The 20,880-nt window shown below is 72.5% G+C and carries 23 protein-coding genes and 3 pseudogenes; 13 read left to right on the top strand and 13 right to left on the bottom strand.

All coding sequences use genetic code 11. The features are described from left to right. Positions 1 to 5 precede the first annotated feature (5 nt). From cydC to ACZ6Q9_RS24700, 7 genes are all read right to left on the bottom strand, one after another. Complete coding sequence (cydC, locus tag ACZ6Q9_RS24730; RefSeq protein WP_396829691.1) at positions 6 to 1,763, bottom strand: thiol reductant ABC exporter subunit CydC; 1,758 nt, start codon at positions 1,761 to 1,763, stop codon at positions 6 to 8. Further along, a complete protein-coding gene (locus ACZ6Q9_RS24725; RefSeq protein ID WP_396829689.1) occupies positions 1,760 to 3,484 on the bottom strand; it encodes an ABC transporter ATP-binding protein/permease in 1,725 nt (574 codons plus the stop codon). Before ACZ6Q9_RS24725 ends, cydC begins: the two co-directional genes overlap by 4 nt. Further along, positions 3,481 to 4,278 (bottom strand): ABC transporter ATP-binding protein, encoded by a 798-nt coding sequence (locus ACZ6Q9_RS24720; RefSeq protein WP_396829688.1) that lies wholly within the window; start codon positions 4,276 to 4,278, stop codon positions 3,481 to 3,483. The genes ACZ6Q9_RS24725 and ACZ6Q9_RS24720 overlap by 4 nt, the downstream gene beginning before the upstream one ends. Next, positions 4,275 to 5,249 carry an iron chelate uptake ABC transporter family permease subunit gene (locus tag ACZ6Q9_RS24715; RefSeq protein WP_396829687.1) on the bottom strand — a complete coding sequence of 325 codons (975 nt, stop codon included), beginning with the start codon at positions 5,247 to 5,249 and terminating at the stop codon, positions 4,275 to 4,277. The genes ACZ6Q9_RS24720 and ACZ6Q9_RS24715 overlap by 4 nt, the downstream gene beginning before the upstream one ends. Further along, entirely contained in the window at positions 5,246 to 6,250 is a 1,005-nt protein-coding gene (locus tag ACZ6Q9_RS24710; RefSeq protein ID WP_396829686.1) for a FecCD family ABC transporter permease, read from the bottom strand. The genes ACZ6Q9_RS24715 and ACZ6Q9_RS24710 overlap by 4 nt, the downstream gene beginning before the upstream one ends. After that, complete coding sequence (locus ACZ6Q9_RS24705) at positions 6,247 to 7,227, bottom strand: ABC transporter substrate-binding protein (RefSeq protein ID WP_396829685.1); 981 nt, start codon at positions 7,225 to 7,227, stop codon at positions 6,247 to 6,249. Before ACZ6Q9_RS24705 ends, ACZ6Q9_RS24710 begins: the two co-directional genes overlap by 4 nt. A 229-nt stretch (positions 7,228 to 7,456) precedes the next feature. Beyond that, a complete protein-coding gene (locus ACZ6Q9_RS24700; protein WP_396829683.1) occupies positions 7,457 to 8,179 on the bottom strand; it encodes a class I SAM-dependent methyltransferase in 723 nt (240 codons plus the stop codon). 147 nt (positions 8,180 to 8,326) lie between these two features. Here ACZ6Q9_RS24700 and rpmF point away from each other — a divergent pair, with 147 nt between their 5' ends. From rpmF to ACZ6Q9_RS24670, 6 genes are all read left to right on the top strand, one after another. Beyond that, on the top strand, positions 8,327 to 8,506 hold the full coding sequence (gene rpmF / locus ACZ6Q9_RS24695) for a 50S ribosomal protein L32 (RefSeq protein WP_393271089.1): 180 nt from the start codon (positions 8,327 to 8,329) through the stop codon (positions 8,504 to 8,506). Beyond that, positions 8,503 to 9,735: a GTP-binding protein gene (locus tag ACZ6Q9_RS24690; RefSeq protein ID WP_396829682.1), complete on the top strand. Its 1,233-nt coding sequence runs from the start codon at positions 8,503 to 8,505 to the stop codon at positions 9,733 to 9,735. The genes rpmF and ACZ6Q9_RS24690 overlap by 4 nt, the downstream gene beginning before the upstream one ends. Positions 9,736 to 9,737: 2 nt before the next feature. After that, positions 9,738 to 10,451, top strand: coding sequence for a class I SAM-dependent methyltransferase (locus ACZ6Q9_RS24685; RefSeq protein WP_396829681.1), 714 nt, complete (start codon positions 9,738 to 9,740; stop codon positions 10,449 to 10,451). A 26-nt stretch (positions 10,452 to 10,477) separates the two neighbouring features. Next, on the top strand, positions 10,478 to 10,783 hold the full coding sequence (locus ACZ6Q9_RS24680) for a hypothetical protein (RefSeq protein ID WP_466021432.1): 306 nt from the start codon (positions 10,478 to 10,480) through the stop codon (positions 10,781 to 10,783). Positions 10,784 to 10,801: 18 nt separating this feature from the next. Then, entirely contained in the window at positions 10,802 to 11,038 is a 237-nt protein-coding gene (locus ACZ6Q9_RS24675; RefSeq protein WP_396829678.1) for a hypothetical protein, read from the top strand. Positions 11,039 to 11,128: 90 nt separating this feature from the next. After that, on the top strand, positions 11,129 to 11,521 hold the full coding sequence (locus ACZ6Q9_RS24670) for a Fur family transcriptional regulator (RefSeq protein WP_393271117.1): 393 nt from the start codon (positions 11,129 to 11,131) through the stop codon (positions 11,519 to 11,521). A 116-nt stretch (positions 11,522 to 11,637) separates the two neighbouring features. Here the strand turns inward: ACZ6Q9_RS24670 and ACZ6Q9_RS24665 are convergent, their stop codons facing one another. From ACZ6Q9_RS24665 to ACZ6Q9_RS24655, 3 genes are read right to left on the bottom strand one after another with little or no spacing between them, the layout of a single operon-like run. Further along, entirely contained in the window at positions 11,638 to 11,991 is a 354-nt protein-coding gene (locus ACZ6Q9_RS24665) for a hypothetical protein (protein ID WP_393455321.1), read from the bottom strand. After that, positions 11,988 to 12,248, bottom strand: a complete 261-nt coding sequence (locus ACZ6Q9_RS24660; RefSeq protein ID WP_393271098.1) for a type B 50S ribosomal protein L31 — start codon at positions 12,246 to 12,248, stop codon at positions 11,988 to 11,990. The genes ACZ6Q9_RS24665 and ACZ6Q9_RS24660 overlap by 4 nt, the downstream gene beginning before the upstream one ends. After that, a complete protein-coding gene (locus ACZ6Q9_RS24655) occupies positions 12,245 to 13,558 on the bottom strand; it encodes a CobW family GTP-binding protein (RefSeq protein WP_396829676.1) in 1,314 nt (437 codons plus the stop codon). Before ACZ6Q9_RS24655 ends, ACZ6Q9_RS24660 begins: the two co-directional genes overlap by 4 nt. Before the next feature lie 45 nt (positions 13,559 to 13,603). Here ACZ6Q9_RS24655 and ACZ6Q9_RS24650 point away from each other — a divergent pair, with 45 nt between their 5' ends. The 6 genes and pseudogenes from ACZ6Q9_RS24650 to ACZ6Q9_RS24625 all read left to right on the top strand — a co-directional run. Then, complete coding sequence (locus tag ACZ6Q9_RS24650; RefSeq protein WP_396829675.1) at positions 13,604 to 13,825, top strand: helix-turn-helix domain-containing protein; 222 nt, start codon at positions 13,604 to 13,606, stop codon at positions 13,823 to 13,825. A 57-nt stretch (positions 13,826 to 13,882) separates the two neighbouring features. Next, positions 13,883 to 14,119: a 50S ribosomal protein L28 gene (rpmB, locus tag ACZ6Q9_RS24645; RefSeq protein WP_393271103.1), complete on the top strand. Its 237-nt coding sequence runs from the start codon at positions 13,883 to 13,885 to the stop codon at positions 14,117 to 14,119. Continuing rightward, a complete protein-coding gene (gene rpmG, locus ACZ6Q9_RS24640; protein ID WP_013287204.1) occupies positions 14,119 to 14,286 on the top strand; it encodes a 50S ribosomal protein L33 in 168 nt (55 codons plus the stop codon). The genes rpmB and rpmG overlap by 1 nt, the downstream gene beginning before the upstream one ends. Then, positions 14,286 to 14,590 (top strand): annotated as a pseudogene (rpsN, locus tag ACZ6Q9_RS24635) (30S ribosomal protein S14). The gene rpmG and the pseudogene rpsN overlap by 1 nt, the downstream one beginning before the upstream one ends. Positions 14,591 to 14,640: 50 nt before the next feature. Next, positions 14,641 to 16,112: pseudogene (locus ACZ6Q9_RS24630) on the top strand (choice-of-anchor M domain-containing protein). A gap of 120 nt (positions 16,113 to 16,232) precedes the next feature. Continuing rightward, positions 16,233 to 16,644 (top strand): annotated as a pseudogene (locus ACZ6Q9_RS24625) (WxL protein peptidoglycan domain-containing protein); the annotation flags it as partial. 69 nt (positions 16,645 to 16,713) lie between these two features. Here the strand turns inward: ACZ6Q9_RS24625 and ACZ6Q9_RS24620 are convergent. The 3 genes from ACZ6Q9_RS24620 to ACZ6Q9_RS24610 all read right to left on the bottom strand — a co-directional run bounded on the left by ACZ6Q9_RS24620 (position 16,714) and on the right by ACZ6Q9_RS24610 (position 19,903). Further along, on the bottom strand, positions 16,714 to 17,625 hold the full coding sequence (locus tag ACZ6Q9_RS24620; protein ID WP_396829674.1) for a transposase family protein: 912 nt from the start codon (positions 17,623 to 17,625) through the stop codon (positions 16,714 to 16,716). Positions 17,626 to 17,751: 126 nt separating this feature from the next. Beyond that, positions 17,752 to 18,579 carry an IS5 family transposase gene (locus ACZ6Q9_RS24615; RefSeq protein ID WP_396829720.1) on the bottom strand — a complete coding sequence of 276 codons (828 nt, stop codon included), beginning with the start codon at positions 18,577 to 18,579 and terminating at the stop codon, positions 17,752 to 17,754. Between the two features lie 55 nt (positions 18,580 to 18,634). Beyond that, complete coding sequence (locus ACZ6Q9_RS24610) at positions 18,635 to 19,903, bottom strand: MFS transporter (RefSeq protein ID WP_396829672.1); 1,269 nt, start codon at positions 19,901 to 19,903, stop codon at positions 18,635 to 18,637. 73 nt (positions 19,904 to 19,976) lie between these two features. Between ACZ6Q9_RS24610 and ACZ6Q9_RS24605 the strand changes: the two genes are divergently transcribed. Beyond that, positions 19,977 to 20,864: a LysR family transcriptional regulator gene (locus ACZ6Q9_RS24605; RefSeq protein WP_393271109.1), complete on the top strand. Its 888-nt coding sequence runs from the start codon at positions 19,977 to 19,979 to the stop codon at positions 20,862 to 20,864. The last annotated feature ends 16 nt before the right edge of the window (positions 20,865 to 20,880 follow it).

Raw genomic sequence — 20,880 nt, 5'->3', positions numbered from 1 at the left:
GCCGGTCATCCGACGGCCGTCGCCTCGTCGCCTCGGACCGCAGCGGCGAGGGCTCCCCGCCTGCGCAGCTGCTCAGGGGCGTCATCGGCGACGACCCGCCCGCCGTCGAGGACGATGACCCGGGCGGCGCGCATGATGGTGGCGAGGCGGTGGGCGATCACCAGGGTGGCCCGGTGGTCTCCGGTGGCTTCCAGGGCGGCGGCCAGGTCGGCCTCGGTGGCGGCGTCCAGGTTGGCGGCGGCCTCGTCGAGGACGAGCACCGGTGCGCCGGTGAGCAGGGCTCGGGCGACGGCGACCCGGGCCCGTTGACCGCCGGACAGTGCCGTTCCCCGCTCGCCGGCCGGCGTGTCCAGACCAACCGGTAGCGCGTCCAGGAACGGTGTGAGCTGCGCGGCGTCGGCGGCGGCACGCACCTCGGCGTCGGTGGCGTCCGGCCGGCCCAGGCGGATGTTGTCGGCGATCGAGCCGGGGAACAGATGGACGTCCTGGGGCACCACGGTGACCGTGCGGCGCAGCTCGGCGTCGCCGAGGTCCCGCAGGTCCACCCCACCGACGGTGATCCGTCCGGCGCTCGGGTCGTGGAAGCGCAGCAGCAGGTGCACGCAGGTCGACTTGCCCACCCCGGAGGCACCCACGAGCGCAACCGTCTCACCGGGCCGGACGGTGAACGAGACGCCCCTCAGCACCGGCCGGTCCGGCAGGTACCCGAAGTGCACGTCATCGAAGACCACCTCGCCCCCGGTCGGTGCGGGTACGGGCCGAGCCGGTGCCGGGACCGGGGAGGGTGCCTGGAGCAGGGCGTCGATCCGGTCGGCTGCGGCGCGCAGGGTTCCGGCTTCCTTCAGCAGCCCGGCCACCTGGCTGGCCGGACCGAGGACCGCCCCGGCGAGGACCAGTGCCACCGGGCCGGCGGCGACGTCGAGCCGCCCCGTGCGGATGCCGTCGAGGACCACCAGCACCGCGCCGACACCGGCGGCGGCGACCAGCGCGTCGATCAGCGCGGTCTCCACGCCGGCTCGGGCGGCGTTGCGCCGCTGGACCCGCCCGAGCCGTCGGGTACGGGCGGCAAGGTGGGCGCGGCGGCGTTCCAACGCCCCGAAAACGGTCAGCTCGCGCAGGCCGTGCACGGTGTCGACGATGTCGGCGGTCAGGTCGGCGGTGGCGGCGCGGACCTGGGTCCCGTGTCCGTCGGCGTGCCGGCGCAGCAGCCAGGGGGTGACCGTGATCAGGGCCGCGGCGGGCAGCACCACGGCGGGCAGCCACGGATCGATCCAGGCCGCCAGGGCGGTGCCCGTGGTGAGGACCACGGTGGCCGTGAGCAGTTGCGCGATGGTGTGCGCGAACAGCCACTCCAGGGTTTCGATGTCGGACAGCGCGACGGTCGCCAGGTCGCCGGAGCGACGTCCGCCGAGGCCGCCCGGGGCGATCCGGGTGATCGCGTCGTACACCCGGGTGCGCAGGTCGGCGAGGACGCGGTAGGCCAGGTCGTGGGAGACGTACATTTCCCACCATGTCGCCACGGTGACGATCGCGACCAGCGCGCCGAGTGCCGCCGTGACCACACCGACCGGGGTGGGGACGCCCGCCACGGCCCGGCCCACCAGGGCGGCGCCGGTCACCGCTGCGGTCAGCCCGGCGAGCTGCCCGAGGAGGTTCGCTGCCAGGGTGCCCCGGAAGGCACGGGGATGCCCGGCGATCGCCGGCAGCAGCCGGCGTAGCGCTCCGGTGCGGCGGCCGTCGGCTGGCCGGTCCGGCGCGGTCATTCGGCCACCTCCTGTGCGGCGACCAGCTCGGCGTACTCGGGGCAGGACGTCAGCAGGATCTCGTGGCGGCCGGCGGCGACGATCCGGCCGCGTTCCAGCAGCACGATCCGGTCGGCGTGCCGCACCGCGGTGAGCCGGTGGGCGATGACCAGGCAGGTCTTTCCGCGGGCGGCAGTGGCCAGGGCGTCGAGGATCTCGGTCTCCTGCTGGACGTCGATGGCGGAGGTCGCCTCGTCGAGGATGAGCACCGGCGTGTCGGCGAGCAGCGCCCGGGCGATGGCCAGGCGTTGCCGCTGCCCGCCGGAGAGGGATCCGCCGCGTTCGCCGACTTGGCTCGCGTACCCCTGCGGCAGTGCCTGGATAAAGTCGTGCGCGCCGGCGGCGCGGGCGGCGGCAACCAGGTCGGCGTCGGTGGCGTCCGGGCGGGCCAGCCGCAGGTTGTCGGCCACCGAACCGTGGAACAGGTACGTCTCCTGCGCCACCACGGTGACCGTGCGGCGCAGCGCCGCCGGGGTCAGGTCGCGCAGGTCGGTCCCGTCGACGGTGATCCGGCCGGCGTCCGGGTCCAGGTGGCGCAGCAGCACGTTGGCCAGGGTGGACTTGCCGGCGCCGGAGCGGCCGACCACCGCGACGGTCTCGCCGGGGTCGAGCCGCAGGGTCACGTCCCGCAGCGCCGGGTCGGGCCGGCCGGGGTAGTGGTGGCCGACCGCGTCGAAGACCACGGCCAGGGCGTGGTCGAACCGGCGGTCGACCTGTCCGGTGTGCACGACGCCGGGCGGGGCGTGCAGCAGCTCGATCAGGCCGTCGACGGCGGTGACGCCGAGGTAGCCGGCGTGCCAGTGCGCGCCCAGGTCGCGTACGGGTCGGAAGCACTCCACCGAGACCAGGAGCACCAGGAACACGGTCGCCGCGTCGGCCCGGCCCGCGTAGGCGGCGACGGCCGCGGCGACGGCCGCGGCGGCGAGACCGGCCTGGATCAGCAGGGCGCTGATCCCGCTCTCGATCAGCGACAGGCGTAGCTGCGCCATCGTGGTGGTGTGCAGGTCGTGGGTGCGTACCAGAATGCGGTCCCGCATCCGGCCGACCGCGCCGAACGCGCGCAGCGTGGCCGCGCCCTGGAGGGTGTCGAGGAAGTCGGCGGCGAGCGCGGTGAACGCCGCCCACCGGCCGTGCCCCCGGCGCAGCAGGGTGGCGTCCCAGATACGGGGGACGGTCAGCACCAGCACCACGGCCGCGCCGAGCAGCCCGGCCGCGACCGGCTCCACGGTGGCGAGCCAGACCACCAGGAGGGCCGGCACGGTGATGGTGACCAGCACCTGCGGCAGGTACCGGCGGTAGTAGGCGTCCAGCCCCTCCACGCCGTCGACGAGGGTGGCCTGCGTGCGGCCGGTGCGCGATCCGGCGAGCCAGGCGGGGCCCAGCTCGGCGAGCCGTGCGACCAGCCGGTCGCGCAGCCGCGCCCGGATCCGGGCACCCGCGGCCGCGCCGGCGACCTCGCGGCACCAGAGCAGCACGGCCCGCGCCGCGATCGTCCCGAGCGCACCGGCCAGCAGCGCGGCGGCGGCGTCGAGGTCCCGGCGGGCCGTCGCCGCCAGCGCGCCGGCGACCAGCAGCGCCTGACCGACGTACGCGGCCGACACGGCCATGCCCAGCGCCGCGCACCCGACGACCGGCCCGGTGACGGCACCGGCCAGCCGGACCAGTTCCCGGTGGGCGATCACCGTTGCTCCAGCGGCTCGTCGGCCAGCGCGCGCACCGTGCCGGTGTGCGCGTCGGCGAGCACCCGCCCGCGTACGCCGAACACGTCGGCGAGCAGCGCCGGCGTGACCACCTCGGCGGGCGGCCCGTCGGCGGCGACCCGGCCGTCGGCGAGCGCCACCACTCGGTCGGTGAACCGGGCGGCGTGGTCCAGCTCGTGCAGCACGGTCACCAAGGTCAGTCCCCGTTCGGCGTGCAGCCGCCGTACCAGGGTCAGCACCTCCAACTGGTGGCGCACGTCGAGGAAGGTGGTCGGCTCGTCGAGCAGCAGCACCGGGGTCCGTTGGGCCAGGGCCAGCGCCAGCCGGACCCGCTGCCGCTCCCCGCCGCTGAGCGTGTCGACCTGCCGGTCGGCCAACCCGGTCACGCCGGTAGCCGCGAGCGCGGCGGACGCTTCGGCGTCCTCCGGTCGCCAGAGCATGCCCAGCGGCCCCCGGTGTGGGTAGCGGCCCTGTGCGACGAGCTGCCGGACGGTTAGCCCGGGCACCGGCGGCAACTGCTGGTGCAGCACCGCCACCTGCCGGGCGACGTCCCGCCGCCGCTGCGCGTACGTCGGGCGGCCGCGCAGCAGCACCCGGCCGCTCTCGGGCCGGTCGGCGCCGGTGAGCAGCCGCAGCAGGGTGGACTTGCCGCAGCCGTTGCGCCCGACGAGCGCGACGGACTCGCCGGCCCGTACGGTCAGCGACACCCCGTCGAGCACCATCCGGTCCCGGTAGCGGTAGCGGGCCTGCTCGACGGTGAAGACCGGCTCGGTCACGACACCTCCACGTGCGGGGAACGACGGGCGACGACGACCAGCGCTGCCGCCCCGAGTAGGGCGGTCACCGCCCCGGCGGGCACCCCGAGCCGCTGCCCCGCCGACCCGGACTGCACCAGCACGGTGAGCGCCTGGGCCACCGCGTCCGCGCCGACGACGGCGGTGGCCCCGAGCAGGGCGGCGGCCGGAAGCGCCCGGCGCAGGTCCGCCCCGCACAGGGCACGGGCGACGTGCGGAACGACCAGCCCGACGAAGGCCAGCGCACCGGCCAGCGCCACCGCACCGGCCGCCAGCGCCACCGCCAGAGCCAGACCGAGCGCGCGCACCGGCCGGGGTGAGAGCCCGAGCGCGGCGGCGTGCCCGTCACCGGCCGCGAGCATGCCCAGCACGGCGGAGCAGAGCCAGGCCAGCAGCAGCGCCGTGACCAGCCACGGCCAGGCGACCCGCACGTGCGCCCAGACCCGCCCGTCGACCGAGCCGACCAGCCAGCGCATCGCGTTGCCGAACCGGCTCGGCTGGCACGCGAGCAGCAGCGTGGTGAGACCGGCAAGCGCCGCCGAGCCGAGCAGCCCGTACGCCGCGACCTGGGCCGGGGAGCCGTCGCGGGCCAACAGCCACATCAGCGAGCCGCCGGCGGCCCCGCCGAGAAGCGCCGCCACCAGCGCCCCGGCGGCCGAGTCGGCGGGGACCAGGCCGAGCTGGAGGCCGCCGAGCACGCCCAGCACCGCGCCGGGGTTGACCCCGGCCAGCTCGGGCGCGGCGAGCGGGTTGCGCAGCACCGCCTGCAGCAACAGTCCGGCCGCGCCGAGGCCGGCACCAGCGAGCAGCGCGGTGACCAGGCGGGGCAGCCGCAACTCGACGAGGATCCGCTGCTCCAGCGGATCCAGCTGTGGCCAGTCGATGCCCCGCCCGACGGCGATCTCGGCGGTGACGGCGAGGACCAGTGCCGAGACCGCCCACCACCACCTCACGACGTGCTCCGGCTACGGACCAGGACCAGGCCGGAGAGGATGCCGACGGCGGCCGTCCACGCACCCAGCGGGGTCTCGGCCGGCGCGAACACGTGCCGAGCGGCCAGGTCGGCGACGGTGGTGAACAGCGCGCCGAACGCCGCCGCCCAGGGCAGCAGGGCCCGGGCATCGGCGTGTGGGCGTACCCGCCGGGCCACGTGCGGGGCGACGAACCCGATCCAGGCGATCGGGCCGCACGGGCCGACGACGACGGCGACCAGGACGGCGGCGAGCCCGAGCACCGCGACGCGTGCCCGCCCGACGCGCAACCCGAGCGCGGCGGCGGCCTCGTCGCCGAGGCGCAGCACACCGAGGGCGGGAAGGACCGCCACGACCAGCGGCGCGCAGAGCAGCAGCCACGGCAGGGTCAGCCGGGCATGGTCCCAGGTGATCCCGGTGAGGCTGCCCACCAGGTAGCGGAAGAGCGTGTCGTACTGCAGCCGGTCGGCGGCGGCCATCACCGCCAGCAGCACCGCCTGCAACGCAGTCGACATCGCCGCGCCGATCAGCAGGACCGCGCCCGGCCCACGGCCGGTCCCGGCCGCGGCCAGGCAGAGCGCGCCGCCGCCGAGGGCCCCGGCCAGCGCCACCACGGGCTGCGCCGCCGCCGGGACCGGAAGCGCCCACACCACCACCACGGCAGCCGCGAGCGCACCGCCGGTGGAGACACCGAGCAACTCGGGTACGGCCAGCGGGTTGCGCAGCGCGGCCTGCATCAGCAGCCCGGCCACCCCGACCGCCGCTCCGCCGAGCAGCGCCAGCAGCAGCCGGGGTACCCGGAGTTCCCAGAGCACCACCCGGGCGACCTCGCCATCGGCGGGCAGGGCGAGGCCGAGGGTCAGCAGGACCGCCGCGGCCAGGCCGATCGGCAACGCGACCACCGCCGACCACCGGCGAACCGTCCCGGTCGGCGTGAGCGCCGTCCCGACCGTGCCGCCGGTGGCCGATGTCGGTGCGGTCACGCCGTGGCCTTGGTGACTGCCTCGTCGAGGATCAGGCCCAACGCCCGGGTGCCACGGCCCGATGCCCACAGCTCCGCGGGCACCTCGTGGGCGCGGCCCTCACGGACCGCGGTGATCCGCTTCCACACCGGGTTCTCGGCGTACTGCGCGCTGACCGTCTTGGCGTCCGGGCCGAAGGTGAACGACTGGATGAACACGATGTCCGGGTCGCGCGTGAGGATCTCCTCGACGCTGTACGCCTGGGCGGTGTCGAAACCACCGCCCTTGCTCGGCCACGGGTAGTCGAAGACCTGGGAGAGCAGGTGACCGAGCAGGTCGTCGGAGGTGTTCACACCGATCGACGTGCCGCCGTACATCGCCAGCGCGGTCGTCTTCCGCAAGCCGCGCTGGTCGGCGGCGGCCCGGGCTGCGGCGAGCCGGTCCCGGAACTTCTGCTCGGCACTCGCCTGCTGTGCGCCCCGGTCGGTGAGCGTGGCGATGTCGCGCAGGTAGCGCACCGAGTCCTCGTAGGTCTTGACCTCCACCAGCCACAGCGGCGCGAACTTCTCGATCGCCGGCCGCAGTTGGTCATGCACCCCGGCCAAGCCGATCACGAGGTCCGGCTTGGTGGTGGCGATCGAAGCGACGTCCTCGTTGCCGAACATGCCGGGCAGCGCCGGCACCGCCGTTCCGGCCGGGCCGAGGTAGTCGGGGCGGGTGAGGAGCTTGGGCGTGGTGGTCGCCGCCGGGGTGAGGCCGAGTTCGACCAGGGCGTCGTCGCACAACCCCGTGAGGCACACGATCCGCTCCGGCTTCGCCTTGAGCGTGACGTTGGTGCCGCGCACGTCGGTGACGCTCAGCCGGTGCGTGACCGGTTCGACGGGCGGGGCGGAAGGAACGTCCGGCGTGGTGGCGGGAGCGGGGTCGGCGCTGCCGCAGCCGGTCAGGACGGCTGCGGCGACGAGGAGAGCGGCGACGGCGTTGCGATGACGTGTCACGGCCTGTACTTCCGATAGCGGATGGACCGACAGACGATAATGGTTTTCATTAATTTTGAGCAAGGCTGCTCCTGTGATCCGCCTGACCGCGGCGGGCGCGGCGGCGGGGTCGGGGTGCGATGGCCATGTCTCTGACGTGTCGGCCGGCTTGTCGGGGCAGCGGTTGACGGGCCGCCCTGGGCGGGGGCGGCCCGCCGCCTCGGGAGCGGTGGATCCGCCCGGCGGCGCCTCAGGTTCGGCGTACGGCCCGGACGACGTCCAGTGGTCCGACCTCGCCGGTCAGGCCCGCCTCGGTCAGCTCGGTGAGCAAGGCATCGGCCGGGATGACGTGCCAGCGGTAGTCGGCGTGGTCCTCGCGCAGCGCGGTGCCGTCGGCGTCGAGGACCCGGTAACGCATCCGCCAGGTCACCGCGTCGGGGCCGGACGGCTCGGCGGAGCCGCCGCCCTCGTAGGTGTGGTGGCCGACCGGAACGGTGCCGAAGACCGAGAACGGGACCGGTGTCGGTTCCGTCGGCGGTTGCAGGTTGAGCACCAGTGGCGCGCCGGGGGCGAGGCGCTCGGCCACCCGGCGCAGGAACGCCCGGCGCCCGTCGGGGTCGAGGTGGCCGATCATGTTCATCGCCAGCACGGCGCCGAGGCGGGCGGGTAGGTCGACACCGAGCGCATCACCGGCGACCACGGTGACCCGGCGCCGCAGGTCGGGTCGGGCGGCCAGGCGGGACAGCAGCACCGCCCGCAGCACCGGTGACGGCTCCACCGCGACCACGTCGCCGTCCGGGACGGCCGCGGCGAGCACCTCCGTGCCGAGGCCAGTGCCGGCGCCCACGTCGAGCAGCGTCGCGTCACCTGCCGCGTCGCGCAGCGCCAGCGCCACCGGCGTACGCAGGGCCTGCCAGGCCGGTTCGCTGAGCAGGTGCAGGTACTCCCCGGAGGTCTGGTACTCGTCGCTCATCCCGCCACCATAGTGGAAACCGTTCCCGTTTCCGTTGTCGGTTGGGGGGCTTGAGGCCCGGGGCGGGTTCCGAGGGCGAAGGCGGTTTAGAAAACGAAAATCAGTGCCGTTAAGCTGTGGCGCGACCCCTCGACGAAGGAGACTCTGATGGCCGTTCCGAAGCGGAAGATGTCGCGGTCGAACACGCGGCACCGACGGGCGCAGTGGAAGGCGAACGTGCCGCAGCTGACGCCGTGTCCGTGCCCGCGCAAGGAGATGGTGGTGCCGCACCGGGCGTGCGTGCACTGCGGGTTGTACAAGGGGCGTCAGGTGGTGGATCAGCCATGACCGGTCGCCTGCCGGTGACGGTGCTGTCCGGGTTCCTCGGCGCGGGCAAGACCAGTCTGCTCAACCACGTGCTGGCCAATCGGGACGGGCTTCGGGTGGCGGTGATCGTCAACGACATGAGCGAGGTGAACATCGACGCCGCGCTGGTGCGCGACGGTGGGTCGTTGTCGCGCACGGAGGAGCGGCTGGTCGAGCTGACCAACGGCTGCATCTGCTGCACGTTGCGCGACGATCTGCTCGACGAGGTTGCCCGGCTGGCGCGACAGGGCCGCTTCGACTATCTGCTGATCGAGTCCAGCGGCATATCCGAGCCGATGCCGGTGGCCGCGACGTTCGCCTTCGGTATGGAGGGCGGGCAGGTCCTCGACGATCTGGCCCGCTTGGACACCACGGTCACGGTGGTCGACGCGGCGGGCGTGCGGGGCATGATCGAGGCGGGGGAGAGCCTGGAGGCCCGTGGGCTGGCCGCCTACGAGGGCGACGATCGTGGCATCGCCGATCTGCTGGTCGACCAGATCGAGTTCGCCGACGTGCTGGTGGTCAACAAGACCGACCTGGTGGCCGCGGACGATCTGGCGGTGGTGCAGGCGCTGCTGACCCGGCTGAACCCGGCCGCCCGGCAGGTGCCCGCCGTGCACGGGCGGGTGCCGCCGCGGGAGATCCTGCACACCGGTCGGTTCGACCTGGAGCGGGCGGAGACCGCACCCGGGTGGGTGGCCGAGCTCAACGGCGGGCACGTGCCGGAGACGGAGGAGTACGGCATCTCCAGCATCGTGTTCCGCGACCACCGGCCGTTTCATCCGCAGCGGCTGTGGGACCTCCTGGCCAGTGGACTGGACGGCTACGGTGTGGTCCGGTCGAAGGGGTTCCTGTGGCTGGCCAGCCGCCCGGACGTCCAGGCGCTGTGGTCGCAGGCCGGGCCGTCCGGGCGGTGCGACCCGGTCGGCGTCCCGGTGGTGGTGTCCGGCGAGTGGCCGGATGATCCCGACGAGCGGGCCGAGGTGGAGTCGCGCTGGCATCCGGTCTTCGGTGACCGGCAGCAGGAACTGGTCCTCATCGGCGTCGGCCTGGACGGCGAGCGCCTGCGGGCGGCGCTGACCGCCTGCCTGCTCACCGACACCGAGATCACCGCCGGACAGGACACCTGGCGGGCCCTTGCCGACCCGTTCCCCGAATGGGACCTGGGCGACCTGCACGACCACGACCATGCCGAACCGGTCCCGGCCTGACGATGCCGAGCACCCTCGACCCGGACGATGTCGCCCGGTGGCGGCGCGACTGGGAAACCATGATGCGCCACTACCAGCCCGGCCGCGACGACCTCCTCGCCGCCGGTCTCACCGCCGTCGAACAGATCCACGGGCGCCCACCGGAGCGGGTGCTCGACGTCGGGGGCGGGCCGGGCACCACCGCCGAGGCGGTCCTGGGACGGTGGCCCGACGCGCACGTCACCGTGCTCGACGTCGACCCGGCCCTCCTGGCCCTGGCCGATGCGGCCCTGCCCCAGGTGCGTACCGTCCGGGCCGACATCAGCTCAGCACGCTGGCTCCCGCCCGCCGGCGGCCCGTACGACCTGGTGCTGGCCCTGATGACCGTGCACTACCTCCCCGAACAGCGGATACACGACTGGTACGCCGAGGCCCGACACCTGTTGCGCCCGGACGGGCTGCTCCTTGTCGCCGACGCCATGCCCGAAGCCCCGGTGTCCCCGCGGCGCCAGGGCTGCGGCACCGACCCGTGGATTGCGTGGTGGACCAGGCTGGCCGAGGAACCGGTGATGGCACCGCTGCTGAACGAGCGGAGGGCCGCGCTGAGCGGCTTGGACCCGGCCGAATTCGTCGCGCCGGCCGACTGGCACGGCGAGACGGCCCGTCGGGCCGGATTCACCCACGCGACGGCGCTCCACCAGCGCGCCGGTCATGCCCTCATGGCGTTCCGCCGATGAGCAGCCCGCCGCCGGAGGGCGCCAACGTGACCGTCGCCTACTGCGACGGACACCGCTGCCGCGCGCTACGCCACCGCAGCCATCTGCGTGTGTCCGAGGGCGAGCCGGAGAATCTCACCGAGGTCCTCCGGCAGGCGGTCCGGGCCAGTCACGGTGGTGTCCTGATCCGGGCCGAGTGCCTCGGCGTCTGTCACCGCGCGCCCGCTCTGCTCCTGCTCGCCGGCAGCCGATCCGCGCAACGGCGCGGACTGCTGATCGGTCCCGTACAGGAGCCCCAGCACATCGATGCGGTCGTCGAACTCATCCGGCGGGCGGACAGTTCCGAGCCCTGATGGGACCGGTGGTCGAAGGTGACCGTTGAGGTGTTCGAGCTCATTCCGGCCGAACGTGCCGGCGCCGCGACCACCGACGCTGCGCGGACGATCGAACCTGCCCGACCAGCCAGCGGCGGCCCGACCTTGACCACCGCAATCCGGGTCGCCGTCGCGATGCCACAGCCCGCCGCCGCGCGTCCGGAAGAAGCGTCGTCGCGATGCCGTGCGGCGAGCGTACGGGCGAGGCAGGGCGTCGATCGCAGCGACGCATAATGGTGGCATCGCAGTCAGAAGGCGAGCGCCAAGGCGCCGCGCAGACGACGGCTGCCAGTACAGGAGGATCCGATCACGGTGACCCAGGCGATGCCGAACGTGACCCGCAACACCCGCCAACGTGGCGAGGTGCTGGCGCTGCTGCGCGAGGTCGAGGGATTCCATTCGGCGCAGCACCTGCATCAGATGCTGCTCGCCCGGAAGGCGCGGGTCGGCCTCACCACCGTGTACCGGACGCTGCAGCTGCTGGTCGAGGCCGGCGAGGTCGACTCCACTCGGCTGCCCGGCGGCGAGCAGTTGTTCCGCCGGTGCAGCCAGAGCAAACACCATCACCACCTGGTCTGCCGCCAGTGCGGACGCACGGTGGAGGTCGCCGGGCCCGCCGTGGAGCGATGGGCCGATCAGTTGGCCGCCCAGCACGGCTTCACCGACGTCGGCCACATGCTGGAGATCTTCGGCCGCTGCGTGGAGTGCTCCCGCTGATCGTTGCCATCATTCGTGAGGCGGCCCGTAGCTCGACCGGATCGGTGCCGTGCGGCTGCCCGCGTTCGGCGGCACGGTCGTGGCCTCGTGCCGAAGCCATCGAGCCGCGGTTCTCATCAGGTCGTCGCGGTGACCCGGCCACTCCTCGTCAGTCGGATCGAGGAGCCGGTCCCACGCGTCGAGGTCGGCGGCGGTGAGCAGGCCGGTGAGCCGCAATCGGCCGACCCGCCTGCCGAGGGCTTCCAGGATGGCCCGCCGGTGCGGGTCCACCGCGACGACCGGCCGCAGACCAACATCCGGGCGATGGCCAGCGCCATCCCGGCGGCGCCGCAGCCGACGTCGCCCGCGAGCCGGTCGCCGGGGGCGACCAGCTCGCGGGCGACCGTCAGGGACCAGGCCCGGTCCCGCCGGACGGCGTCGACCAAGTGCGGTGCCAGCTCGGTCCAGTCGACCGGCGCAACGGTGCTCATCTGCCCTGGGGTCCGCGGCGGGCGTACTTCTGGCGGAACTTCTCGACCCGGCCGGCCGTGTCGAGCAGGCGCTGCTTGCCGGTCCAGAAGGGGTGGCTGGCCGAGGAGATCTGGACGTCGATGACGGGGTAGGTGTTGCCGTCGGTCCACTCGATCGTCTGGTCGCTGGTGGCGGTGGAGCGGGTGAGGAAGGCGAAGTCGGCGCCCTTGTCGCGGTAGACGACGGGGCGGTACTCGGGGTGGATGCCGGGCTTCATGCGGGCTGTACTCCTTCGGTGTCGGTGTCGGTGTCGGTGTCGGTGTCGGTCAGCTCCTCCGCCCCGAGGGGGAAGCAGCCGGCGAAGGGGTCGTGGTAGGTGCGCCAGGTCTCCTCGCCGTCGGCGAGTTCGGCGTCGGTGAGCAGGCATCCGGTGAGGGTGCGGTGCAGGTCGACGGGGTCGATGTCGAGGCCGATGAAGACCAGGTGCTGGTGCCGGTCGCCGTAGTAGGGGTCCCAGTCGAGGGCGGCGGCGAGGCGGCGCTGGTCCTCGACGTGGTCCCAGCGGTCCTCGGGCAGGCTCACCAGCCAGTGCCCGAGGGATCCCATGGCCAGGCCGCCGCCGGCGAACTCCCAGGCCACCACCGTGTCGGGTTGGCTGGCCAGCCAGAAGTGGCCCCGGGAGCGGATGACCTCGGCGTTGACCTCTTCGAGGACGTCGTGCAGGCGCTGCGGGTGGAACGGGCGGCGGGCCCGGAAGACGGCGGAGACGACTCCGCAGTCGGGCTCCGGCTCGTGCGCGCCGAGGAGGTAGCCCTGCAGACCACGGGCAAGCACCCCGGGGGTCTCCGGACGGTGCCGATGGGTGTGGCGCAGCTGGCGGGTCAGCGTGCCGGCGTCGACGAGGTCGCCGTCGACGCGGAGGTGGGTCGCCCATGGTGCCATCCGCTGCAGCAGGATCGACATCCGGCCGGTGTCGAATTCCCCCTCCCGGGACTGTCCCCAGAGCACCAGGGTGTCGGCGTACTCAATCTGGCGGACCACGACGTCGGCCAGCGCGCGGTGGTCGTTCTCGGCGGCCTGGATGCCGAGCGTCGTGAGGTCCTCGGTGCTGGCCAGGCCGTCGAGCAGGTGTTCGGCGTCGAGGACGGTGACGTAGGAGTCGACCCGGATGAGATCGGTGATCGGTGCGCCGTCGACGAGGCAGTGGGCGCAGGCGGCGGCGACCGCCTCTGGCTCCACCACCTCGGGCAGCATCAGCACCAGGTCCCGGCCGGGGTGCGTACGGGTGAGCCGGACGAGGGTGGGCAGCACGTCCTCACGCAGGGTGCAGGAGACGCATCCGTGCCGCAGCGCAACCTGCTCGTCCTCGACGATGCCGGTGCCGGAACGGACGACCCGGCGGACGACGCCGTCACGGATCCCGGTGAGGTCGTGCCGCACCAGCAACAGCGACTCATCGGCGGCGAGGAGCGCGCGGGCGACGGCGAAGGTCACTGCCGGCCAGAACCCGGACAGCACGGTCAGCGACGGGCGGGTGTCCGCGCCGGCCGTCGGCGTGTGGGTCGGGGCCTGTGGTGACGACGACATCGGATTCCTCTCGACTTACTTGAAAACGATTGTCATTCTAAGCGCATGGAAGCCGCCGGAGCGAACGGTGATGTGCGGACTCAGGTGGTCGAGGCGCGGCGCGCAGGCGACGTCCTCAGCGTGGATGTCCACATCCGGCGATTGCGCGCCAAGATCGGCACCGATCTGCCGGTGGTGACGACGCTGCGCGGTGTCGGCTACCGCTTGAGCGCCCACTGCGCCGTCGAGATCGTCGACGACCCGGCGTGGACATGGCCGAACGGCTGATGTAAGACTGAAAATCATTGTCGTTATCGTTACGGCTCAGATCAAGGAGCGACCACTGTGTCCAGACGCTGTGACGTCACCGGCGCGAAGCCCAGCTTCGGCAACGCCGTGTCCCACTCCCACCGGCGCACCCGCCGCCGGTGGAACCCCAACCTGCAGAACCACCGCTACTGGCTGCCCTCGGAGCGGCGTTGGGTCAGCCTCACCCTGACGGCGAAGGCGCTCAAGACCGTGGACCGTAAGGGCATCGAGACTGTCGTCGCCGAGCTGCGCGCCCGGGGAGTGAAGCTCTGATGGCCCGCCAGACCGATGTCCGCCCGATCGTGCGGCTGCGCAGCACCGCCGGTACCGGCTACACGTACGTCACCCGCAAGAACCGCCGCAACGATCCCGACCGCCTGGTCCTGCGCAAGTACGACCCCGTCGTGCGCCGGCACGTCGAGTTCCGCGAGGCCCGCTGATGGCCAAAAAGAGCCTGGTCAACCGGCAGGCGCGCCGGCAGGAACTGGTAGCGAGGCACGCGCAGGCGCGGGCGGAGCTGAAGCGGCTGGTCGCTCACCCGGATACCGACCCGGACGTACGCGCCGAGGCGGTCCGCCGGCTCAGCCGGCTGCCGCGTGACTCCAGTCCGGTGCGGCTGCGGTCCCGGGACCAGATCGACGGCCGCCCGCGTGGGGTGCTGACCCGGTTCGGGCTCTCCCGGGTCCGGTTCCGAGAGTGGCCCTGCGCGGCGAGATGCCGGGAGTGCGCAAGGCGTCGTGGTGATGTCACCACGTGTACCACCGCGTGCAGGTGCGCGATGTGAAAGGGGAGGAATGAATGCGACGGTGAGGGCTCGCGGCTTCGCGGCCCTGGTCGCCGGGGCGGTGGTGGTCGCCGGCACGGTGCTGGCGCCCATGGCTGCGTCGGCGGCGGAGAAGGTGGTGCTGTCCAAGGGGCACACCGACGCGGTCGACGTGCACTACGAGGGTGGGGCACTGTCGTTGAGGGTCAACGACGACACGGTCAGCCCCGCGGTGAAGCGGACCCGGCGGACGTGACGTTCCAGGTCCTGCCGGAGGCGGCCATTGCCGTTCCGGACGATCCCCGTTTCGCCTTCCTCGGGCCGGCCGGCAGCCAGGTCTGGCTGCTGCCGATGACCCAGGACCCGGACCTGCTCTGGCCGGGCTGGAACACCACGACGCTCGACTCCGGGGTGTTCGAGGGAAACACGGTGCGGCTCAGCCTGGTCGACGTGCAGGGACCGGGCGACGTCACGCTGTTCACCCAGGACTCCTTCGGCGGTCCCATCATCAAGTTCCGCGGCGACGACGGGCTGCCCGACGCGATCGACGTCCCGGTGAAGACCCACGCGCACTCGAACTGGGCGTTCAGCGCGCTGGGCAGCTACACGCTGACGTTCCAGGCCGACGCGACACTCACCAACGGCACGACGGTCAGCACCGGGCCGGGCGACTACTCGTTCCTCGTCGGCGAGCTGCCCGGTAACGAACCCGAGGTCAGCCTGTCGATCAGCGGCATGGCCGACGAGTACCAGCCCAACGACACCGTCACGCTCACCGCCGTGCAGACCCCGCAGACCGAGCTGGACCACTACCACTGGTTCAGCAAGTGCCCCGGCGCGGACGACTGGACCGTCATTCCGGGTGAGGCGGGCGCCAGCTACTCGTTCACCGCGACCCGGGAGCTGAACGCCTGCGAGTACGTGGCCAAGCTCCACGACGACGACCACGCGGTCGTCGCGACCAGCGAACCGGCGACCCTGTGGGTGGCGTTCCCGCCGCTGGAGCCGGGCACCTCGCAGACGATCACCGCGTCGATCGACGAGACGCAGGGCTCGCTGGTGATCAGCGTCGACCCGGACGACCGGGCCGTGGTGCTACCACCCGCGCAGCTCAACACCGCCGGCGACCGGTGGGAGAGCAACGGCGAGCTGCGGCCGGTCACGGTGACCGACACCCGCGCCGGTCAGCCGGGATGGAGCGCCTCCGGGCAGATCCCGGCCGACTTCACCGGTCCGGACGGAGCCACGTTCAGCGCCGGCTACCTCGGCTGGACCCCACAGGTCCTGACCCAGGGTGCCGGGCAGGGCGTGGTCGCCGGCCCGGAGGTGGCACCGTACGTCGTCGGCAGCGGCGGCGGCCTCGGCAACAGCGCGGTGCTGGGATCGGCGCCGGGCGGTGCCGGGCGGGGTACCGCACAGCTGGGTGCGGGGCTGCGGCTGAGCCTGCCCACCGAGACGGCCGCGGGAACCTACACCGCAACCCTCACCCTCACCGCGATCTGATCGCCCGAACCCGTCCGGTGGCCGTAAGCCGGCCGCCGGACGGTCGCGGGGCGGTCGGGCCGTTGTCGCGACCCGCCCGCCCCGCCTCTCGTACTTTCACGAACGGAAACCGTCTCCCCCATGCGCCTGCTCGCCGCCATCGCCACCGGCATCGCCCTGCTCGGCGCTGCCCCGGCACCGCCCGCTCCGACGCCTGGCGCATCGTCGGCTCCGTCGGCCGTGACCTGGGGTGCGGCACCGTCGACCGCGAAGGGCCCGAACGGCCGGCCGGCGTTCACCTACAAGCTCGACCCCGGCGCCACCCTGACCGACTACGTCGCGGTCACCAACCACTCGACGCGCCCGCTCACCCTGAACCTCTACGCCAGTGGCGCGTTCACCACCACACAGGGTGGCTTCGACCTCCTGGCTGGTGGCCAGCAACCCACCGATGTCGGCGCCTGGGTCCGCCTGGCTCAACGCAGCGTGGCTATCCCGTCGACGTCCCGCCTGAACGTCCCGTTCACCCCTGACCGTGCCGGCCAACGCCACGGTCACCGAGTTACGAGACGTCCCTTACGACCTTTGTCTGGAGTCGCCGTCTTCTCGTGGATTGGCCGCTTCATCGGTGGTGGGCTGTGGCTGGTAGGGCCTTCGGTCGCTTGGTGGTGTGTTCGGTGCGGTCGGTGTGTTGGTGGTCGGACAGCAGGCCTGCGATGGCGCGGATGGAGGCGTCGAAGTGTTCGCGTCGGCCGTGGTAGCGGGCCAGGATCCGCCAGTTCTTGAGGTGGCCGATGACGTGCTCGACTCGGATGCGCTGTGAGGAGTGCCGTTTTCGAGCCGCGTCGTGGGCGGCGATGACGCTCGGTGGCAGCGACTTCTGGCCTTTCCGTGGTTTGGGTTTTGGGGTGATCACCGCGCCGGCGGTGTCTGTACCGAGTCCTTGGTAGCCGGCGTCGGCGAGGACCTGAACCCCGATCGGCGTGTGGAGAAGCAGGTCGACGAGGCCTGCGGTCCGTGCCTGGGTGATGTCGTGCATAGAGCCCGGCCGGGTCTCGCCGCAGAAGAGCAGCCGACCGGCCGGATCGCAGATCACCAGGGCTTTCATCGTGTTCAGCCGGGCCTTGCCGGATACGAAGCGGTCCCGGCCTGCCCGGCCCTCGACCGGTCGGCGGACCCGCACCTCGGTGGCGTCCATCAACGCCTGCGGGTGGTGGCCCAGGTAGGCCACCACGTCCGCGAGGGTGCGTAGCCGCACGCCGTCGGGCACCCGGCAGCCACGCTCGGCCAGCAGCGGCCGCACCTCGGCGACACTGCGGGTGATCGTCGAGCGGTGCACTCCGAACCAGGCGGCCACCACGTCATGGGTCAACCCGTGCCGTAGATGCACCAGCGTGGCCAACAGGCGATCCCTGAACGCGAACCGGTGTTTCGCCCCAGCGCCAATCCCGCGCCGACGCGCCCGCGCGGCAAGCCGATCGCGGTGCCGGGCCTGCCAGCGCGGCGCCAGCTCCACAACCAGGCCCTCGATCACCAGCCGGGACAGCCCCGTCATCCGACGATTCATCATGATCGCAGCACCAACCATGCCAGGAACAACGACCATCGATACTTAAAGATCCGCAACCGTGCACGAGGTCGTTAGAGCGTGTCCTGCGAATCAACGTAGCCAGAGCATGATCGCGGCGATGACAACCAAGGACCGGTAGTAGACGGCCCGTTTCGCATACCTGGTGGCCAGGTCCCGGAACTGCTTGAGCCGATTAAAGCACCGCTCCACGACGTTCCTGCCCTTGTATGCCTCGGCGTCGAACCCGACAGGGGCGCCCGCCCCGGGAGCCCCGGCGAAGCCGGTGGGCGGCGTGGTCCTTTTTTCAGGAGAGACCAGTCGGATCCCGCGCTTCCTGAGGGCACGGCGGGTGGCGGGGCTGGAGTAAGCCTTGTCGGCCAGCACGCAGTCTGGTCTCTTCCTCGGTCGCCCGGGGCCGGAGGTCTTGACCCTGAACTGGTCAAGCAGTGGCAAGAGCTGGGGGTTGTCCCCGGCCTGCCCGGGCGTGAGCAGCACGACCACGGGCAGACCTCGGGTGTCGGTGGCCAGATGGATCTTGGTGCTCAGTCCGCCGCGCGAGCGGCCGAGGGCCTCCCCGGGTTGCGCGAGACCCTCGATCTCGGCTGCGTGGCAGGCCCCCGTTTTCCGGGCGCCGGCCGCGTGCTGGTGTGCACGCACCACGGTGGAGTCGATCGAGAAGATCCATTCGATCTTCCCGGCGTCGCCCTCACGGGTCTGGACGTGGGCGAGGATGCGGTCCCAGGTTCCGTCGGTGGTCCACCGCCGCAAGCGTTCGTGCAAGGTCTTCCAGGGCCCGTAGCGTTCCGGGACGTCCCTCCAAGGTGCGCCGGTGCGCAGCTGCCATCGGATGCCGTCGACGACCTGCCGGTGGTCGCGCCACTGCCCGCCCTTGCCGGAGGAAGGCAGGAGGGGGCCGATCAGGTCCCACTATTCGTCGGTGAGGTCGTCACGCCCAGTCATGTCGTGCTCTTCCTCAGGAACTGGTGCGTGCGCCTTTTGCCACGGTCCCGCGCTGTACCCGCCAACGCTCCTGCCCCGCGATGGCCTTGTCGCGGGCCTTCCAGGCCCACAGTGCCCCGCCTGCTGCGGCCAGCACCTGGGCGAGGCCGGTAGCGACCAGGGCAGGGCCGGTCCCGGCCCACCCGATGAGCGCGCCGCCGACGAGCAGGCCCAGGGAGGACCCGCCCGAGTGCAGGACGGTCTGCACGGTAAACGCCGCCCTGCGTTCCGCCCCGGTGGTCTGCTCGCTGATCAGAGCGTTCAGGGCCGCGATCCCCCACGGCATGGCCACCCCACCCACCGCTGCCAGTGCGGCGATGACGGCCAGGCTCGGCGCCGCCGTGGGGAGTAGGACGAACGTGGCCCCGAGCACGACCCAGGAGACCACCATCAGCGGCACCCGTGGCAAGCGGTCGATGACCAGCGGGACCAGGAGCGAGGTGATCACGGAGGCGGTCCCGTACCCGCTCATCCCGGCAGCGATCAACGCGCCGGGCTGGCCGTGCTCGACGCCGAGAACGGCCAGGCCCAGGCTGAACCCGAACCAGCAGACCCCGCCGACCCCGGCCATGAGGACCCCTGCGGCGACCTGAGGGTAAGACCGCACCACGTCCAGCGCAGAAACACCCTCGGGCGTCTCGCCCTCCGGGGTCGGCTCGTGCCGGTGGGCTGCGGGTACTGCGAGCATCACCACGGCCGCCAGAGCGACGACGAGGGCCTCGCACCACAGCAGAGGCTGCGCGCCCCACGCGACGACGAGCCAGGCCCCGGCGGGCGGGGCGAGGATCATTGAGACCCGGTGGGCCAGGTCCTGCCAGGCCAACCACCGAGCCGAACCTGTCTGGCCGCCCTGGGCCACGTGCACGTCGGCAAGGTCGGCAACCAAGGCCCGCTGTGCCGGCCCCAGCAGCGCGCCCGCTGCTCCGGTCACCAACCCGGAGGCGCACAACGCGAACACGCCGACCTGCCCAGCCAGTGCCGCCACCGGCACGACGGCCAGACCGGCAGCGTTCACGGCCATCACCGCTGCCAGGGCCCGTCCGGAGATCAGCCGGTCGCGCAGTCCTCGGCCCCACCACCCCACCGTCAGCAGGGGCAGGCCGGCCATCCCACCGACCAGCCCGGTGGCCCAGACCTCGCCAGTCTCGGCCAGTGCGACCAGGGGCAGGGCAACCGCGGTCATGCGGGTCCCGATCCAGGTCACGAACGTGATCACGGTCAGCAGCAGCAGAGATCTTCTCACGTCCTCGATCCTGCGTGGGCAACGTCACCGCAGGTAGAGAACACTCGGCGAAGCCTGCTCATACACTGTGGGCATGACCTCCCGCCTGAGCATCGAGGACCTGACGCTGGCTGAGGCCGTCGCCCGCCACGGCTCGGTCGGTGCGGCCGCGAAGGAGTTGCTGACCACCCAGCCGTCGGCGTCCCGTCGGTTGGCGGCCCTGGAACGCCGACTCGGGACCCGGTTGTTCGACCGTGACACGACAGGGGCTCGGCCTACCCCGGTCGGGAGGGAACTGGCCCGTCAGGCTGCCCGCCTGCTGGCCGAGATCGATGCGCTGCCCGACCAGGTCCTGGCGGCCACCACCGACGCGCCCTCTCTGGCCGTCGGCACGATCCAGGCCCTTGCTCCGATCGTGTTCACCGCCCTGGACGTCGAGCTGCCCGGCGTGACGGTCCATCCCGAGGTCGACCACGGGCCGGTGCTGGTTCAGCAGATCCATGACGGCCTGCTGGACGCCGCGATCATCTCGATCGCCGAGCAGACCAGCCTGCCCCGCGGGCTGCAGCGCACGCTCCTTGGGGTCTCGCCCCTGGTCCTGGTCCTGCCCGAAGGAGCAGCACCCCCGCGGGAAGGAAAGCGGCCGCTGGCAGGTCAAACGGTGCTCTATTCCACGATCAACCTGGCCGGTGAGATTGTCCGAGCCAAGCTCTCCGCCCTCGGAGCCGCTCCACAGCTCGGCCCCACCATCGAGGCCACCCTCCGTATCGCCTGCCACCGCCAGACTCCGGCTCTCGTGCCGCTCCTGGCAGCCCGCTGGTGGGCCAATCCCGGCGATCAGCTATTGCCCTCCCCAGTACCGGGCCAGGTCACGATCTCTCTGATCACCCGGCCACCCCAGCCCGCTGTCCTAACCCAAGCTCTGCCGGGCATCACCGAGGGGATTCTCGGAGCCAGCCCTGATTCACAGGACACGCCCTAGTCGCGGTGCAGGCTAC

The sequence above is a fragment of the Micromonospora sp. NPDC049139 genome, from assembly GCF_055586845.1.
This window is presented reverse-complemented; position numbering and strand designations above follow the sequence as displayed.

Coding starts and splice junctions, on each gene's coding strand:
- cydC (WP_396829691.1), bottom strand. CDS start 1,763: ATGACCGCGCCGGACCGGCCAGCCGACGGCCGCCGCACCGGAGCGCTA.
- ACZ6Q9_RS24700 (WP_396829683.1), bottom strand. CDS start 8,179: ATGAGCGACGAGTACCAGACCTCCGGGGAGTACCTGCACCTGCTCAGC.
- rpmF (WP_393271089.1), top strand. CDS start 8,327: ATGGCCGTTCCGAAGCGGAAGATGTCGCGGTCGAACACGCGGCACCGA.
- ACZ6Q9_RS24690 (WP_396829682.1), top strand. CDS start 8,503: ATGACCGGTCGCCTGCCGGTGACGGTGCTGTCCGGGTTCCTCGGCGCG.
- ACZ6Q9_RS24685 (WP_396829681.1), top strand. CDS start 9,738: ATGCCGAGCACCCTCGACCCGGACGATGTCGCCCGGTGGCGGCGCGAC.
- ACZ6Q9_RS24670 (WP_393271117.1), top strand. CDS start 11,129: ATGCCGAACGTGACCCGCAACACCCGCCAACGTGGCGAGGTGCTGGCG.
- ACZ6Q9_RS24665 (WP_393455321.1), bottom strand. CDS start 11,991: ATGAGCACCGTTGCGCCGGTCGACTGGACCGAGCTGGCACCGCACTTG.
- ACZ6Q9_RS24660 (WP_393271098.1), bottom strand. CDS start 12,248: ATGAAGCCCGGCATCCACCCCGAGTACCGCCCCGTCGTCTACCGCGAC.
- ACZ6Q9_RS24655 (WP_396829676.1), bottom strand. CDS start 13,558: ATGTCGTCGTCACCACAGGCCCCGACCCACACGCCGACGGCCGGCGCG.
- ACZ6Q9_RS24650 (WP_396829675.1), top strand. CDS start 13,604: ATGGAAGCCGCCGGAGCGAACGGTGATGTGCGGACTCAGGTGGTCGAG.
- rpmG (WP_013287204.1), top strand. CDS start 14,119: ATGGCCCGCCAGACCGATGTCCGCCCGATCGTGCGGCTGCGCAGCACC.
- ACZ6Q9_RS24605 (WP_393271109.1), top strand. CDS start 19,977: ATGACCTCCCGCCTGAGCATCGAGGACCTGACGCTGGCTGAGGCCGTC.